At 66.2% G+C, this 15,169-nt stretch carries 16 protein-coding genes; 9 read left to right on the top strand and 7 right to left on the bottom strand.

Annotated elements, in window-relative coordinates; translation table 11 throughout:
* Positions 1-67 precede the first annotated feature (67 nt).
* The 5 genes from AC6CR5_RS10940 to AC6CR5_RS10920 are packed head-to-tail and all read right to left on the bottom strand — an operon-like array spanning position 68 to position 4,593.
* Positions 68-781, bottom strand: a complete 714-nt coding sequence (locus AC6CR5_RS10940) for an ABC transporter ATP-binding protein (protein WP_020928650.1) — start codon at positions 779-781, stop codon at positions 68-70.
* Positions 778-1,518 carry an ABC transporter ATP-binding protein gene (locus tag AC6CR5_RS10935; RefSeq protein ID WP_020928649.1) on the bottom strand — a complete coding sequence of 247 codons (741 nt, stop codon included), beginning with the start codon at positions 1,516-1,518 and terminating at the stop codon, positions 778-780. The genes AC6CR5_RS10940 and AC6CR5_RS10935 overlap by 4 nt, the downstream gene beginning before the upstream one ends.
* Complete coding sequence (locus AC6CR5_RS10930; protein ID WP_223821453.1) at positions 1,511-2,479, bottom strand: branched-chain amino acid ABC transporter permease; 969 nt, start codon at positions 2,477-2,479, stop codon at positions 1,511-1,513. Before AC6CR5_RS10930 ends, AC6CR5_RS10935 begins: the two co-directional genes overlap by 8 nt.
* A gap of 5 nt (positions 2,480-2,484) precedes the next feature.
* The gene (locus tag AC6CR5_RS10925) at positions 2,485-3,345 is read right to left on the bottom strand and encodes a branched-chain amino acid ABC transporter permease (RefSeq protein ID WP_020928647.1); all 861 of its coding nucleotides are present in this window, start codon (positions 3,343-3,345) and stop codon (positions 2,485-2,487) included.
* A 27-nt stretch (positions 3,346-3,372) separates the two neighbouring features.
* Positions 3,373-4,593, bottom strand: coding sequence for an ABC transporter substrate-binding protein (locus AC6CR5_RS10920; RefSeq protein WP_020928646.1), 1,221 nt, complete (start codon positions 4,591-4,593; stop codon positions 3,373-3,375).
* A gap of 207 nt (positions 4,594-4,800) precedes the next feature.
* Between AC6CR5_RS10920 and AC6CR5_RS10915 the strand changes: the two genes are divergently transcribed.
* The 3 genes from AC6CR5_RS10915 to AC6CR5_RS10905 all read left to right on the top strand — a co-directional run bounded on the left by AC6CR5_RS10915 (position 4,801) and on the right by AC6CR5_RS10905 (position 7,219).
* Positions 4,801-5,214, top strand: a complete 414-nt coding sequence (locus AC6CR5_RS10915) for a carboxymuconolactone decarboxylase family protein (protein ID WP_020928645.1) — start codon at positions 4,801-4,803, stop codon at positions 5,212-5,214.
* A complete protein-coding gene (locus AC6CR5_RS10910) occupies positions 5,211-6,125 on the top strand; it encodes an NAD(P)-dependent oxidoreductase (RefSeq protein WP_020928644.1) in 915 nt (304 codons plus the stop codon). The genes AC6CR5_RS10915 and AC6CR5_RS10910 overlap by 4 nt, the downstream gene beginning before the upstream one ends.
* 116 nt (positions 6,126-6,241) lie before the next feature.
* Positions 6,242-7,219 carry a Bug family tripartite tricarboxylate transporter substrate binding protein gene (locus AC6CR5_RS10905; protein ID WP_020928643.1) on the top strand — a complete coding sequence of 326 codons (978 nt, stop codon included), beginning with the start codon at positions 6,242-6,244 and terminating at the stop codon, positions 7,217-7,219.
* Positions 7,220-7,273: 54 nt separating this feature from the next.
* On the opposite strand, the gene AC6CR5_RS10900 is transcribed toward AC6CR5_RS10905, so the two are convergent.
* Both AC6CR5_RS10900 and AC6CR5_RS10895 read right to left on the bottom strand, forming a co-directional pair.
* Positions 7,274-8,119 (bottom strand): c-type cytochrome, encoded by an 846-nt coding sequence (locus AC6CR5_RS10900; protein ID WP_251200838.1) that lies wholly within the window; start codon positions 8,117-8,119, stop codon positions 7,274-7,276.
* Between the two features lie 16 nt (positions 8,120-8,135).
* Positions 8,136-8,486, bottom strand: coding sequence for a c-type cytochrome (locus AC6CR5_RS10895; RefSeq protein ID WP_200222132.1), 351 nt, complete (start codon positions 8,484-8,486; stop codon positions 8,136-8,138).
* Between the two features lie 130 nt (positions 8,487-8,616).
* On the opposite strand from AC6CR5_RS10895, the gene AC6CR5_RS10890 reads away from it, so the two are divergent.
* From AC6CR5_RS10890 to AC6CR5_RS10865, 6 genes are all read left to right on the top strand, one after another.
* Positions 8,617-9,681 carry a cytochrome c oxidase subunit II gene (locus AC6CR5_RS10890; protein ID WP_251200837.1) on the top strand — a complete coding sequence of 355 codons (1,065 nt, stop codon included), beginning with the start codon at positions 8,617-8,619 and terminating at the stop codon, positions 9,679-9,681.
* Entirely contained in the window at positions 9,678-12,224 is a 2,547-nt protein-coding gene (locus AC6CR5_RS10885) for a cbb3-type cytochrome c oxidase subunit I (protein WP_200221601.1), read from the top strand. The genes AC6CR5_RS10890 and AC6CR5_RS10885 overlap by 4 nt, the downstream gene beginning before the upstream one ends.
* A gap of 4 nt (positions 12,225-12,228) precedes the next feature.
* On the top strand, positions 12,229-12,570 hold the full coding sequence (locus AC6CR5_RS10880) for a hypothetical protein (protein WP_053074741.1): 342 nt from the start codon (positions 12,229-12,231) through the stop codon (positions 12,568-12,570).
* A gap of 105 nt (positions 12,571-12,675) precedes the next feature.
* Positions 12,676-13,101, top strand: a complete 426-nt coding sequence (locus tag AC6CR5_RS10875) for a CBS domain-containing protein (protein ID WP_047991312.1) — start codon at positions 12,676-12,678, stop codon at positions 13,099-13,101.
* 75 nt (positions 13,102-13,176) lie between these two features.
* Entirely contained in the window at positions 13,177-13,605 is a 429-nt protein-coding gene (locus AC6CR5_RS10870) for a DUF2231 domain-containing protein (RefSeq protein ID WP_251200836.1), read from the top strand.
* A gap of 38 nt (positions 13,606-13,643) precedes the next feature.
* Entirely contained in the window at positions 13,644-14,930 is a 1,287-nt protein-coding gene (locus AC6CR5_RS10865) for a PQQ-dependent sugar dehydrogenase (RefSeq protein WP_412514204.1), read from the top strand.
* The last annotated feature ends 239 nt before the right edge of the window (positions 14,931-15,169 follow it).

The raw sequence follows: 15,169 nt of genomic DNA, 5'->3' as shown, positions 1-15,169 counted from the left end.
TTGGCCCGGCCGCGGCGAACCGCCGGTTCAACGTAAAGACGCAATATATCCCGCCGGCGGGCCATGGTTACAGCCCGAGGTAGGCGGCGCGCACGCGGCTGTCTTCCAGCAGGCTGCCGCTGGGCCCGGACAGCACCATCGTGCCGGACTGCAACACATAGGCGTGCTCGGCCACGGACAGGGCCAGCCGGGTGTTCTGCTCCACCAGCAGGATGGTCAAGCCGCTGCGATGGATGTCGATCATGGCCTGGTGCATTTCCTCGACCACCTTGGGCGCCAGGCCGTGGCTGGGTTCGTCCAGCAGCAGCAGGCGCGGATCCAGCATCAGCGCGCGGCCGAAGGCGACCATCTGCTGTTCGCCGCCGGACAGCGTGCCGGCCAACTGCCGGCGCCGCTCATGCAGCCGGGGGAACAGGGCATAGACGCGCTCGCAACCGCGCTTCAGGCCCGCCGCGTCCCGGCGCCGCGTGTAGCCGCCCAGGTACAGGTTTTCCTCCACCGTCATTTCGGGAAAGACGTGGCGCCCTTCCGGGACGTGGGCGATGCCCAGCTCCGGGATGCGGTGCGGCGGCAGGCGCAGGATCTGGCGACCGTCGAAAGCGATGCTGCCGCCGACCTTGTCCAGCAGCCCGGAAATGCAGCGCAATAGCGTGCTCTTGCCCGCCGTGTTGGCGCCGACGACGGCGATGAAACTGCCTTCGGGCACGTCCAGCGATACGTCGTGAAGCACGGGGCTGCGGTCGTAGGAGGCGGTCAGCCCTTGAATCTGCAGCAGGCTCATGCGGCCACCTCCACCTGTTCCATCGATTTGCCCAGATAGACTTCGATCACCGTCGGGTCGGCGGCGATGGCGGCCGGGGCGCCTTCGGCGATCTTCTGGCCGAAAGACAGCACCAGGATGCGGTTGCACAGGCGCATGATGGCGCGCATGTGGTGTTCGACCACGATGAAGGTGATGCCGGACTCGTCGCGCAGCGCGCGGATCAGGTCCAGCAGCGCATCCATCTCGGATTCGTTCAGCGCCGCCATCACCTCGTCCAGCAGGAATACCTTGGGATCGGTGCACAGCGCGCGCGCCAGTTCCACCCGCGCCTGTTCGGGAAAAGACAGCTCGCCTGCGGGCTTGGCGGCGATGGCGGACAGGCCGACCCGGTCCAGGTTGTCGCGCGCGACCCGGCGCGCCCGCGCCACGTCATGGCGCAGCAGCCCGCCGACCAGCACGTTGTCCAGCACGGTCATCTCGGGAAACAGCGCGACGTTCTGGAACGTCTTGGTCATGCCGCGCGCGGCGATCTGATGGGGGCGCAGCCGGGTTATGTCCTCGCCGTCCAGCTCGATGCGGCCGCCCTGGCTGGCGTACAGGCCGACCAGCAGGTTGAACAATGTGGTCTTGCCGGCGCCGTTGGGACCGATCAGCCCCAGGATGTCGCCGCGGGCCACGCTGAACGACACGTCGTCCACCGCCTTCAGGCCGCCGAAGCGGCGCTGGATGTTCGATACCTTCAGGATGTCAGGCATGCTGGCCCCGCGTCAGGTTGCGCAGCCGCGTCCATAGCGCCGACAGGCCGCGCGGCTCGATCAGGATGATGGCGATCAGGATCAGGCCGAACGCCAGCTGGGAAACCCCGGCGGTGTGGCCCGACAGCCAGTCGTTGAACACTTCTTCCAGCGGAATGATGACCAGCGCGCCGATCAGCGGCCCGGCCACGGTGCCCACGCCGCCAATGATGCAGATCAGCGCCACGCGCACCGAAATGCCCACCAGCGAGAACACGGTGTCGGGATCGAAGAAGTAGATGAACTGCGCGTACAGCGTGCCGCATGCGCCCATCAGCGCGGCCGAGATGACGGCGGCCAGGATGCGGGTGCGCGCCGTGTCCACGCCGATCACCTCCGCCGCCTGCGGATTGGCCTTTACGGCGCGCAGCCGGTAGCCCAGGCGGGAATGGCTGATCACGGCGAAGACGACCGACGTGATCAGCGCGGCGCCCAGCATCAGGTAGTAATACGGGATGCTGGACTTGAACTGCATCTGCGCCAGGCCTTCCGAAAACGGAATGGACAGGCCGACCGGCCCGCCCGTCACCGACGCCCAGGTGTTGGCGATAGCGCGCAGCACTTCACCGAACGCCAGCGTGGCCAGCGCGAAGTAGTGGCCGCGCAGCCGCATGGTGGGCAGGCTGAGCAGCGCGCCCGCGACGGCGGCCACCGCCATCGCGGCCACGATGCCCAGCCAGGGAGAAATGCCGTAGCGCATCAGCAACAGGGTGGAGGTATACGCGCCCAGGCCGAAGAACGCGGCGTGGCCCAGCGAAATCTGGTTGGCCAGGCCGCCCACGATGTTCCAGGATTGGCCCATCGCGGCGAACAGCAGCACCAGCGTCAGGACGCGGATGCCGTAACCCTGGTCCTCGAACATCCAGGGCGCGGCCAAGGCAACGGCCAGCAGCGCGGCCCACGGAAGGAGTTGTCGATTCATGGCCATCACGCAGCCCTTTTCAGAAGACCTTCCGGGCGCACGGCCAGGACCAGTATGAAGATGGCGAACAGCACCAGGTTCTGTAGCTGCATGGGCAGCACGAGCGAGGACAGCGACTGGATGACGCCGACCGCGATGCCGCCGACGACCGCGCCCATCACGCTGCCCAGCCCGCCCAGCACCACCGCCGTGAACATCAGCACGCTGAACTGCGCGCCCACGGTGGTGGAGGCGGTCAGGTAGGGCAGGATGATGCCGCCGCCCAGCGCTGTCAGTCCCACGCCCAGGCCGAAGGCAAGCTGGTGCACGCGATGGGTGGAAATGCCGGACAGGCGCGCCGCCATGGGATCCTGCGCCGTCGCCCGCACCGCCATGCCCCACCACGTTTTCTTCAGCACCCACCACAGCGCCAGCCCGGCCACCGAGGCCACGGTGAAGGCCAGCAGATACGGCGCCGCCAGCAGGATCGGGCCGACCGCCAGCGCGGTCATCTGGTACGGGGTCTGCACCGAGCGGAACTCCGACCCGAACAGGATCAAGGCCAGGTTTTCCATGACGATGAGCAAGCCCACCGTCAGGAATATCTGCGCGACCGCCGGGGCCCTCAGCACGCGGTCTATCAGGAACTTCTGCGTCAGCACGCCCAGCACGAAGGCCACCGCGAACGACAGCAGCGATCCCGCCAGCGGGTCCAGCCCCAGCAGTTTCCAGGCGAAGTACGCCACGAACATGCCCACCATCAGGAATTCGGCCTGGGCGAAGTTGACGATGGAGACCACCCCGAACACGAGCGTCAGCCCGATCGAGATGACCGCGTAAACGCCGCCCAGCAGAATGCCGTCCACCAGCGCCTGCAAGAATTGCATGTCGATCCTCCGGTTCGCGCCGCGTGCTCAGCTGGCGGTGATGACGCGGCCCTTGGCCAGCGCCTGGGGCCACACCGAGACCAGCTCGTTGTCCTGCCACTGGACCATGACGGGCTGCGCCAGGGTGTTCAGGCCGTTGGCGTCGAAGTGCACGCCGCCGCCCGACATCACGCCCGCCCAGCCCTGGTCGTACTTTTGCGCGCGCAGCGCTTTGGACACCGCCTCGGGCTTGTCGGATGCGGCCACCTCCAGCGCCTGGGCCAGCACGCCCGCGCATACCGCATGTTCCAGCGCTTCATGGGGCATGAAAGTGCCGAAGCGTTTGCGGTAGCGTTCGGTGTATTCCGGCGCCTGGTCGTAGTTGGCCGGGGCGATCGACAACACCGCCTGGGAATACTGGCCCAGCGCTTTCGCGAAATCGGGGATCACGTAGCCCGCCGCGCCGCCCACGATGGGCACCGTCAACCGCTGCTGGCGCATCACGCGGATGATCAGCAGGCTGTCGTTCAGGTAGGAAACCGGGAACACGATCTGGGCATCCGACGCCCGCAGCTTGCTGATCAGTGGCGTGACGTCGGTGATGCCCAGCGGGTAGGCTTCGTCCAGCACGATCTGCGCGCCGGCCGCCTTGGCCGCATTGCGCACGCCGACGGCCTGCGATGTGCCGTAGGCCGTGTCTTCGTACAGCAGCGCGATCTTCCTGATTTCGGACGCGCCGGCCACGACGGATGCGGCGTAGTCGTATTGGGCCCGGCCCAGCACCGAGCCCTTGGACACCACCTGGAAGATGTGCTTGAAGCCGCGTTCGGTCAGCACATCCGAAAACGACATGGTCAGCAGGGGAATGCCGCGGCGTTCGGTCACCTCGGACACGGCCAGCGTCAGCGACGACGCGTAGGCGCCGATCAGCGCCACGCAGCGGTTCTGCGTGATGAGACGCTGGGCGACCGTGGCGGCGGTGGTGGGCTGCGAGGTGGCGTCGGCGATGATGAGCTTGAGTCTGGCGCCGCCCAGCGATTTGATGCCGCCGGCCGCATTGATTTCGTCGGCGGCCAGTTCCAGGCCTTGCCGCGAATTGATGCCGAACTGCGCGTTGGCGCCGGACAGCGGCAGGATCACGCCGACATTGATGTCGGCGGGCGCCGCCAGCGCGCGGCCGGGAAGCGAGGCCGCCAGTGCGGCCGCGCCCAGGCCGGCGACGAATTGCCGGCGCCCTTGGCGCACGGCCTGCTTGGGGTGGTTGTTCATGCTTGTCTCCTGGCTTTTTGTGGGGGAGGTGCGCACGGCAGCCAGCCCGGCGCTTTGCGGCATTATTGTGTTCATTTTTTAAGCAGTCAAGCATATTGTCAGACAATCGGACTATTGACGTTCGGACGAAAATTGACTGACAATCAGACAAGCGAGGCCGAACCAGCGCCGGTTCGACGCCCGTCGTCACCACCAACGAGGAACCCAATGGCAGACACCAAATCCGAAACCCAAGCCCTCTTCGACCAAGGCCTGGACCTGCGCCGCGAGGTGCTCGGCACCGAATACGTGGACGGCTCGCTGGCCCGCGCCAACGATTTCATGATGGCTTTTCAGCGCATCACGACCGAGTGGTGCTGGGGCTACGCCTGGGGCCGTCCGGGCCTGGAGAAGAAGACGCGCAGCATGTTGAACCTGGCCATGCTGACGGCGCTGAACCGTCCGGCCGAGATCAAGCTGCACGTCAAGGGCGCGCTGAACAACGGCGTCAGCGTCGAGGAGATCAAGGAAATCCTGCTGCAGGCCACCGTGTATTGCGGCATTCCCGCGGGCCTGGACGCTTTCAAGGTGGCCAACCAGGTGCTGGAGGAAGAGGGCGCCTTCAAGGAGCAACGGGCATGAGCGCATCGCTAGAACGCGCGGGCCTGATCGGCATCGGCAGCATGGGCTGGCCGATGGCGGCGCGCCTGGCGCAGGCCGGCTACGCAGTGACGGTCTACGACGCCGTGCCGGGCCAGGCCGACAGGTTCGCGCAAGAGGTCGGCGGCCAGGCTGCCGCCACCTGCGCGGCGCTGGCGGCGCAATCGGACATCGTCTTCACCATGCTGCCCACCAGCGCCATCGTCGAGCAGGTGCTGTCCGGCGAACAAGGCGTGCTGGCGGGCCTGCAACCGGGCAGCGTCGTGGTCGACATGAGTTCCGGCGTGCCGGCGCATACGCAGCGGCTGGCCCAGGCCGTGGCCGCCGCCGGCAGCCAGATGGTGGACGCGCCGGTGTCGGGCGGGGTGCCGCGTGCGCGCAGCGGGGAACTGGCGATCATGTTCGGCGGCCCCGCCGCCACCTTGGAACGCGTGCGGCCCGCGCTGTCCGCCATGGGCACCTCGATCACGGCCGTGGGCGAGGTGGGCAGCGCCCACGCCATGAAAGCCTTGAACAACCTGGTGTCGGCCGGCGGTTTCCTGATCGGCGTCGAGGCCATGTTGATTGGCCAGCAGTTCGGCCTGGATCCCGAAGTGATCGTCGATGTCTTGAATGCGTCGACGGGGATGAACAATTCCACGCAGAAAAAGTTCAAGCAATTCGTGCTGTCGCGCCAGTTCAATTCCGGCTTTGGCCTGGACCTGATGGTCAAGGACCTGGGCATCGCGCTGGGTATCGCCACTGATACCGGCACGCCCACCCCGTTCGCCGCGCTGTGCCGCGAGCTGTGGGCCGCCGCGGGCAAGACCCTGGGCAAGGGACAGGACCACACCGCCGTCGCGCGCCTGTCCGAGCAGTTGGCCGGCGTGGAGCTGGCCGCCAGGAAGCGCTAGGTCGCTTCGACACGGCGCGGCCGCGGTCGCGCCGCCTTTTCAACCTGCATCACGAGAATCCGCCAGGACAAGGCGGAGGGCCGGCTGCCGCCGGCGAACACAGCGAGGAGCAAGACATGAAGAAGACTTTTCTGGCGACCCTGGGCGCCGGCCTGATCGCGCTTGGCGCCAACGCATCGGCGCAAGACTATCCCACGCGCGCCATCTCGATGGTGGTGCCGTACGCCGCGGGCGGATCCACCGACGGGCTGGCCCGCATCGTGGCGCAGGCCATGGGCGAAAACCTGGGCCAGACCGTGGTGGTGGAAAACCTGGGCGGTGGCGGCACCATGATCGGCAACCAGCGCGTGACCCGCGCCGCGCCCGACGGCTACACCATCACCTTCGGCAACATGGGTTCGCTGGCCATTGCGCCGTCGCTGTACCCCAAGAGCAAGTTCGACCCGCGCCGCGACATGAGCGCGGTGGGGCTGGTGGCGACGGTGCCGATGGTGCTGTCGGTCAGCAAGAAAAGCGGCATCGCCACGCTGCCCGAGTTCGTCGCGCGCTTGAAGAAAAACGGCGCCGACGTGAATTTCGGCAACGCCGGGTCCGGATCCACCAGCCATATCGCCGCGGCCTATTTCATGCACGTGACCCATACGCAAGGGATGCAGATCCCGTATCGCGGCGCGGGCCCGGCGATCGCCGACCTGATGGCGGGCACGGTGGACGCCGTGATCGACCAGACCGTCACGATGATTCCCATCCACGAGGGCAAACGCGTCACGGCCCTGGCGGTGGCGTCCGCCGCCCGCCTGCCGCAGATTCCCGACGTGCCGACGTTCGCCGAGGCGGGCGTGCCGGATTTCAATATGAGCGTGTGGAACGGCATCGCCGCGCCCGCCGGCACCCCGCCCGCCGTGGTCGCGCGGCTGGAACAGGCCCTGGCCGCGGCGCTGAAAAGCCCCGGCGTGCGCGAATCCCTGGACAAGCTGGCGGCCCAGGCGCCGGCCGAGCAGGAGCAGGGGGCGGCCGCTTTCCAGGCGCTCATCGCCCGGGATGTCCCGCGGTTTGCCGACCTGATCAAACAGGCGAACATCACGGTGAACTGAGCGTTTCCTTGTGCCCCGCCGCATGCGGGCGGCGCGGGCAACGCTATTGCGCCGCTAGTCGGCGGGGGGCAGCGATCCGAGAAACGCAGTGATATCGCGCGCATCCTGTTCGTCCAGGCCGAGGTTGGGCATCGCGGATCCCGGTTTCACCGCGGAAGGGTCGCGCAGCCAGCGTTCCATATTGGCCGAGGTGTTGGGCACCCCGCCCGCGATGTACGGCCGTTGCGAGATACCGGCCAGTGAAGGCCCGACATGATGGCGCGCGCCCGCCACGCCCGGAATGACGTGGCAGGTCGCGCAGAGATGCTGTTGCAGCGCTGCGCGACCGGCAACGGGGTCCCCCGCGCGTGTCGTGGTTGGCGCCGGCCTGGCAGGCGGCGAGGGTGCCGCCCCCGTTTCCCACTTCCCGTAGGCCTCGGGCGACAGCGTCGGCAGGACGCGCAGGAACGCGACAATGCTCCAGATTTCGGCGTCCGTCAGCCGATACTGCCAGGCGGGCATGCCCGTCATCTTGATTCCTTGCCGGGTGATCCAGAAGATATCGGCCGCGCTGCGGTCGCGGGCCGTTGCGACAAGCGCGGCGGGAGCCGGGTTCAATCCCCGCGCATAAGGTTCGGGAGCGATGCCCGGCGCGCCGTGGCACTGCAGGCAATGCTGCTGGTAGAGCGCATATCCCTCTTGCTGCATGCGCGGCGCGTTCAGGTCCGGGACGTCGATGCTGCTCGCCCGGCGCCTTACCGAGCGTGTCTGCGCCGTATCCAGCAGTTCGTGCACGACGGCGGTATGCGAGCCGGTGGCGCTTACGTCGTACCAGCCGAACCAGACGGCCGCCGCGCCCAGTACAGCGCCGGCCGCCGCGCATGCCAGGATGGTCAGGCCGGCGACTTTCAGGCTGCTCATGGCGGTGTCCGGGAGCTCAACGGCGGCTGAGCAGGAAGGCGGCGATATCACGCGCTTGTGAGGGCGTGAGGTCCGCGGCGGGCATGGCGGTGCGGGGATTGACCGCGGGCGGGTCAAGCAGCCAGCGCACCAGATTGTCAGGGGTGTTCGGCAACCAGCCACCCAGGTAGGCCCGCCTGCCCACGTCAGTGAGCGGTGGCCCGATTCGAGAGGCCGGACCGCTTATTCCCGCAACCCTGTGGCAGCTCAGGCATCCCCTTTCGGATATCAGGAGCCGGCCCCGGAGGGGATCGGCGCCCTCCAGTTGCCCTGGCCGGCCGGGAGGCGCCAGCGATTGACGGGCGTCTCCGCACGCACCCAATAGCATGAGGGCGACGGCCAGGAGCGCCGGAGCGGGGCGGGCGGGGCGGTGCAAGGTCTGGGCCTGTAGAGACGTTGACTCCCGCGCTCAGCAAATGCCGTACCGATAGACTGCACGCGCATACCGGGCATGCCACATGCTGAAGCGGGTCCTCAAGTTCGGTCATCCGCGCAGGCCGGCGGTTCGGCCTGTCCCTGACAATTTCTTCGTGGCGCCGCTCGTGGATATGTCACCCCTTTTTCCCTCCATAGTGGCCACTGCCTCTCCCGGTGCGTGGGCGGGCATGCCATCGGTCCTGCATCCAAGGGGGGAAGAGGCTGCCTCGATCGCCGAAACCGCCTGGGTATTGTCGGTGGGGGCCGGACTGATTTTCCTGTTGACGTTGATCATGCTCGGCGCGGCGATGTTCGGGCCCGCAAGGGTTCGCGGCATGCTTGGCCGGCCCAGGTTGATCGTGGTGGCAGGGGTGGCGTTCCCCGTCGCCATTCTTACGGCGTTGCTTGCCTACGCGCTGCAGGTGGCCGCAACCATGGGGCGCGGCCCGGAAGCCGCGATCAGTATCGATGTCGCGGGAGAACTCTGGTGGTGGCGAGTGCATTATCGGGACAGGACTGGCGCGCTACTGTTTGAAACGGCGAATGACATACGGATCCCTGTCGGCGCGTCGGTCGAGATCAGGCTGACCTCGGCCAATGTCATCCACAGCTTCTGGGTGCCCGCTCTGGCCGGGAAATTGGATTTGATTCCCGGGAAGGTCAACCGACTGCGCCTGCTGGCACGCGAGCCGGGCGTGTTTCGTGGCCTGTGCGCGGAGTACTGCGGCGCGCAGCACGCCAAGATGCAGTTCGACGTGCAGGCGCTGAGCGCCGCGGACTTCGATGCATGGCTGATGGCGCAACGCCGTTCAGCCGCCGAGCCGGGCGCCGAATTGCGAGCGGGTGCGAATATCTTCCTGCGCGACTGCGCCCAGTGCCACACCGTGCGGGGCTCGCAGGCGGCAGGCACCTTGGGGCCGGATCTGACCCACGTGGCCGACCGGCGCCGACTGGCGGCGGGTACGCTGGCCAACAACACAGGCGCGTTGGCAGGCTGGATCGCGGGCAGCCAGCACATCAAGCCAGGAAATCTCATGCCAGCCTTTGGCAACCTGTCCGGCGAAGAATTGCGCGCCGTGGCTGGCTATCTTGGATCCCTGAAGTGAAGCCGGATTCGACACGTGCCCGCGCGCCAAGCGAGCTCCCCAATCCCCTCCCGCGCCCGGACGGAGAGCTGGAGGGCCTGCAACGCGCATGGCGCCGTCCCACCGGGTGGCGCGCGCTGACGATCGTCAACAACACGTCCATAGGCCTGCTCTATATCGGCACCGCCATGCTGTTCTTCCTGCTGGCTGGCGTGCTCGCGCTCGTCATGCGTACCCAGTTGGCAGTGCCGGACAATGCGCTGGTCGGGCATGCGCTGTACAACCAACTGTTCACCATGCACGGGACGGTGATGATGTTCCTCTTCGCCGTGCCAGCAGTGGAGGCTGTCGCGGTGCTGCTCTTGCCGAACATGCTGGGCGCGCGCGATCTGCCGTTTCCGCGCTTGTCCGCCTACGCATACTGGGCGTACGCCATCGGCGGCCTGGTCTTCTTCTGCAGCATCTTCGTCGGGCTCGCGCCGGATGGCGGCTGGTTCATGTATCCGCCATTGACGAGCGCCGCATACTCGCCGGCCCTGAATGCAGACCTGTGGTTGCTCGGCATCGGATTCATTGAAATTTCGGCAATCGCCGGAGCGATAGAGCTGGCCGTGGGCATACTGCGCACGCGTGCCCCCGGGATGACATTGGACAGGATGCCGATCTACGCCTGGGTGATGCTGGTTTTCTGTGGCATGGTGATCATTGCGTTCCCGGCCGTCGTCGTTGCCACCATGCTCCTGGAACTGGAACGGGCCTTCGACATGCCCTTCTTCATCGTCGAACGTGGCGGAGCGCCGTTATTGTGGCAGCACCTGTTCTGGTTCTTCGGCCACCCCGAGGTCTACATCATTTTCCTGCCAGCGGCCGGCATGGTGTCGATGATCATCCCTGCCATGACGGGAGCGCGCCTGGTGGGATACCCGCTTGTGGTGGCGGCCGTGGTAGGAACGGGATTCATCAGCTTCGGGCTCTGGGTGCACCACATGTACGCCACGGGCATCGCGCCGCTCTCGCTCAGTTTCGCGTCGGCCGCCAGCATGGCGGTATCGGTGCCGACGGCGATTCAGGTGTTCGCCTGGATCGCCACCATCGCCGCCGCGACCCGGCTGCGGCCCCTGAAGACGCCGATGCTCTTCATATTGGGATTCTTCTTCACGTTCGTCCTGGGCGGGTTGACCGGCGTCATGGTGGCCGTCATCCCGTTTGACCTGCAAGTGCACGACACCTACTTTGTCGTCGCCCATCTGCACTATGTGCTGTTCGGCGGAATGGTGTTTCCGCTGTTCGCCGCGTTCTACTACTGGATGCCCTTCGTCAGCGCGCGGGCGCTTTCCGAACGCCTGGGCCGCTGGTCGTTCTGGCTGATGTTCTCAGGATTCAATCTGGCCTTCTTTCCGATGCACGTCACTGGCCTGGCCGGGATGCCCCGGCGGGTATACACCTATGCCGAGAGCCAGGGGTGGAGCGCATTGAACCTCCTGTCCACGGCTGGCGCCTATCTCATTGCCGCCGGCGTACTGGTGTTCCTGTTCGATTTGGTCCGCCGCTTTCGGCCCACCCTGGGCGCGGGGGCGGGAAACATCTGGGATGCCGGCACGCTGGAATGGCTGCCGGCCGACACTTATGGCGTGCGCAGCGTGCCACGAGTCGCCAGCCGCGAACCGTTGTGGGACCAGCCCGAACTGGCCGCGCAGGTCGAGGCCGGCAGGCATTTCCTGCCCCATGCTCCCGCGGGCCTGCGCACCACGCTGGTCACCAGCGCGGTGGACGCCCGGCCCGACTACGTGTTGGCGTTGCCCGGCCCGGCCTGGTCGCCGTTGTTGGCGGCCGTGGGCACCGCGGGATTTTTCCTTTTGCTCACCTTCAAGCTGCCCATGGTCGCGGGTCTGTTCGGCCTGCTGGCTGTCGTGTCGTTGTGGCGCTGGCTCTGGGATACCGACACGGCGCCGGACCGGATGGAGGTGGACATAGGCGCAGGGCTGCGGTTGCCCACGGCGTGCATGGGCAGCGGATCGCATGCCTGGTGGGCGATGATCATGCTGGTGATGGTATGCGCGAGCATCTTCGGTTCGCTGGCCTTTTCGCACCTCTTCCTGCGGATGGCGGCTCCGGCGAAGTCCTTCCCGGTTGGCGACGGCCTGGCTTCGGCATGGGTTTGGCTATCGGCTGCGCTCCTGTTGGGATCGTCGGCGATGGTGGCCTTGGCCGGGCGCGCGCTGCGAAGAGGCCGGCCTGGATACCTGAAATCGGCTATTGCCCTGGCGATTGCCTTGTTATCGGTATCGGTGTGCCTGGACGCACAGCAGCATTGGCGGGCCGGCTTGCGGCCGCAGGCATCCGCCTACGAAGCCTCGGTCTATGCGCTGGTGGGCCTGCAGGCCGCCTTCGTCGCGTTTTGCGCCCTGATGGGCGCATTCACGATCGCCAGGAGCGCGGCTGGCAGGCTCAGCGCGTCCCGCCGGGCCTGTTTCGACAGCACGGCGATTCTTTGGCACTACACCGTGGCGCAGGGATGTTTGAGCCTGGGCTTGACACACGGCTTCCCCCTTCTGGCAGGCTAGCGCCATGAAATCACGCTCCGGGGCTGACCTGCTTCTCCTGGTTGCGCCGCCCATGATATGGCTGGCTCACTACCTTTTCATCTATGCGATCAACGCCACGGCGTGCGCGGGTCATGTCCCGACCGCGCCTTGGCTCGGGTTGGCGGCATCGTCATGGATCATCGTGGCCGCCAGCGCTTCGGCCCTTGCCGGCATGGGCGCGGTGGCCCTGCGCCAGTACAGGCGCGTCCGCACCCGCGGCCTGCCAGCGTTTCACGCCAGGTTGACCGGGCTGCTCTGTGCTCTTTGCTCGGTCGCGATCGCCTGGGAGACACTACCGGTCTTCACGACCTCCCCGTGTGGCTGACGGCTTCGATTGACCAGGCAGGGCATGCTGCTTGCTGCGCAACGGGCATGTCCGCGCGGCAAGCACGCCAGGCAACGCATCCACACACACGGCAAGGAGCACATTATGACGCGTCTATCTGAAATCATGACCCCCGAACCGGCCTACATCGTCCAGGGAGAATCAATTCGGCGGGCCGCCGAATTGATGGCGGACCTCGATGTTGGAGAGCTTCCTATTTGCGACGGCAGGCGGCTGGTGGGCGTCATCACCGATCGGGATATCACCGTTCGGTGTACTGCTCGTGGCGCGGCGCCCGATGCGGCCACGGTTGACGATGCGATGTCGGAGCGGCCCATTTGGTGCTACGAGGACGACCCGATCGAGGTGGCGAAGTCGATGATGGAATCTGAAATGGTGCGCCGCGTGCTGGTCCTGAACAGGGACAAGCAGTTGGTTGGCGTAGTGTCCCTGGGTGATATCGCGGCCAAGGCCGATGGGGCGGGTGCAACCCTGGCGCAGGTGTCTGAACCGGCGCAACCGGCGAGGTGACCCCCGCGCGCAGGCGGTGGTAGCGAGCGCGTGGCACCGCGATGGCCGGCGCCGGTCGCTCAGGAGGAGATTGACGTGACCCCCAATATCGTGGACAGGTACGTTTTGACCGTACATCCCGTGCACGCCGTATTCCTGGCGGGGATGTTTCCCTTGTTTCTCGGGACGGCCCTCAGCGATATAGCGTATGCGAAATCTTTACACGTCCAGTGGAATAATTTCGCCGCCTGGCTGCTCCTGGGGGCGTTGGTGTTCGGCGGTATCGCACTGGCCTTCGCCATTGTCGATTTGTTCCGGCGTGGCCGGCAGCCGCGCAGGACCGTGCCCTATGCGTTGCTACTCGCGGCCGTGTGGATAATTGGCGTTTTCAACGCGCTGGTACATGCCGGCGACGCATGGGGCAGCATGCCGGTTGGCCTGGCCCTGTCGGTGGTTACGACGGTGCTTGCCTGTGCGGCGATATGGCTGGGCTTGCGCGCTCCGTATGTCAGGGGAACCGTATGAGATACGTGGGCTTGTTTGCCGCATTCCCGCTGTCAGTCATGGTTGGGGTTTGTAGCGGCCAAGCGGAAACCGCGCAGGTGGGTCCGTCTCCCGATTTGCCGAAGCCGCAGCGCAGGCTGCTGCCCGACATGGTGATCGCGCAGCCCAAGCAATGGCGCGATAGCGTTCCGACAGTGCCTGATGGCTATAGGGTAAAAGCCATCGCGACCGGGTTGAAAATTCCGAGGCAGACGCTGGTATTACCCAATGGCGACATCCTGGTGGCGGAGGGCCGGGGCGGCAACGCTGCCAAGCTCAGGCCCAAGGACGTGATAGCCGGCATCATCAAGGCCGGCGGCACGAGCCAGGTGGAAGGCGGCAACCGATTGAGCCTGCTGCGCGATACCGACGGCGATGGCATTTACGAGGTTTCGACTTTTGCCGAGAACCTGAATGCGCCTTATGGCCTCGCGTTGGTAGGCGACAAGCTCTATGTTGCCAACCAGGATGCCGTGGTGCGGTTCGACTACCAGCCGGGGCAGACCAAGGCGAGCGGTCCGCCCCAGGAGGTGGCGCTGCTGCCATCGGAAATCAACCATCACTGGACCAAGGCGCTGGCTGCCAGCGCGGATGGCCGATATCTCTATGTCGGCATTGGTTCCAACAGCAATATCACGGAGCGGGGCATGGCGGCGGAGGTTGATCGAGCGCGTATCTGGCGGATAAACGCAAGCACCGGCGAATACAAGACCTACGCCACGGGGTTGCGCAACCCGACGGCGTTGGCCATTGAGCCGGATACAGGCCAGCTGTGGGCCGTCGTAAACGAACGGGATGAGATCGGCCCGGACCTGGTCCCCGATTATCTGACGGCGGTGCGAGAGGGCGCTTTTTATGGCTGGCCATACAGTTATTGGGGGCAGAATATCGATGTTCGCGTAAGGCCTCAGGACCCGGCCAAGGTCGCGGCGGCGATCAAGCCGGATTACAGCCTGGGTGCGCACGTTGCGGCATTGGGCGTCGACTTTTCGACGGATGCGATGGGGCGGCGGTTCGCCAACGGGGTCTTCGTTGGCGAACACGGCAGCTGGAATCGCAGCGAGCCCGTGGGCTACAAAGTGGTGTTCGTCCCGTTCCGGGACGGCAGGCCGTCTGGTCCGCCGGTCGATTTCGTCACCGGGTTTCGCGATAGCGATGGCACGACTCGCGGCCGCCCCGTAGGCGTGACGGTTGACCCGAAAGGTGCGCTGATCGTCGCCGACGATCTATCGAACACGATCTGGCGCGTAACGCCAGTGCCTACAGCGCAGTCGTCGCGGTCCGTGCCCAACGCCCAGAGCCAATGAGCCAGATGGCTTACGTGGCTTGCCGCTACTGCGACCAGCGCCACACGAGGCCAACCAGGAGCAGGACGGCGACCACCAGAATCCAAAGGGCCAACAGCTGCCATGGCCCCCGGGTACGCCGCGGCGTGTGGATTGCCTGCCTTTCGCCCCGGCCGCCGCGAGGCATGCGGGAATCGTCCGAATTGCGCATTGCTGTCCCCTTGCGCCCAGCGAGGCGGTTGTACTGACGCGACAAACCG

The sequence above is a fragment of the Achromobacter sp. EG18 genome (assembly GCF_059759395.1).
Note: the sequence above shows the minus strand (reverse complement) of the source record. Positions and strands in the feature narration are given on the sequence as shown.

Bases quoted from the DNA above. Each gene is read 5' to 3' on its own strand.
- AC6CR5_RS10940 (WP_020928650.1), bottom strand. From the start codon at position 781: ATGAGCCTGCTGCAGATTCAAGGGCTGACCGCCTCCTACGACCGCAGC.
- AC6CR5_RS10935 (WP_020928649.1), bottom strand. From the start codon at position 1,518: ATGCCTGACATCCTGAAGGTATCGAACATCCAGCGCCGCTTCGGCGGC.
- AC6CR5_RS10930 (WP_223821453.1), bottom strand. From the start codon at position 2,479: ATGAATCGACAACTCCTTCCGTGGGCCGCGCTGCTGGCCGTTGCCTTG.
- AC6CR5_RS10925 (WP_020928647.1), bottom strand. From the start codon at position 3,345: ATGCAATTCTTGCAGGCGCTGGTGGACGGCATTCTGCTGGGCGGCGTT.
- AC6CR5_RS10920 (WP_020928646.1), bottom strand. From the start codon at position 4,593: ATGAACAACCACCCCAAGCAGGCCGTGCGCCAAGGGCGCCGGCAATTC.
- AC6CR5_RS10915 (WP_020928645.1), top strand. From the start codon at position 4,801: ATGGCAGACACCAAATCCGAAACCCAAGCCCTCTTCGACCAAGGCCTG.
- AC6CR5_RS10910 (WP_020928644.1), top strand. From the start codon at position 5,211: ATGAGCGCATCGCTAGAACGCGCGGGCCTGATCGGCATCGGCAGCATG.
- AC6CR5_RS10905 (WP_020928643.1), top strand. From the start codon at position 6,242: ATGAAGAAGACTTTTCTGGCGACCCTGGGCGCCGGCCTGATCGCGCTT.
- AC6CR5_RS10900 (WP_251200838.1), bottom strand. From the start codon at position 8,119: ATGAGCAGCCTGAAAGTCGCCGGCCTGACCATCCTGGCATGCGCGGCG.
- AC6CR5_RS10895 (WP_200222132.1), bottom strand. From the start codon at position 8,486: ATGCTATTGGGTGCGTGCGGAGACGCCCGTCAATCGCTGGCGCCTCCC.
- AC6CR5_RS10890 (WP_251200837.1), top strand. From the start codon at position 8,617: ATGCTGAAGCGGGTCCTCAAGTTCGGTCATCCGCGCAGGCCGGCGGTT.
- AC6CR5_RS10880 (WP_053074741.1), top strand. From the start codon at position 12,229: ATGAAATCACGCTCCGGGGCTGACCTGCTTCTCCTGGTTGCGCCGCCC.
- AC6CR5_RS10875 (WP_047991312.1), top strand. From the start codon at position 12,676: ATGACGCGTCTATCTGAAATCATGACCCCCGAACCGGCCTACATCGTC.
- AC6CR5_RS10865 (WP_412514204.1), top strand. From the start codon at position 13,644: ATGGTTGGGGTTTGTAGCGGCCAAGCGGAAACCGCGCAGGTGGGTCCG.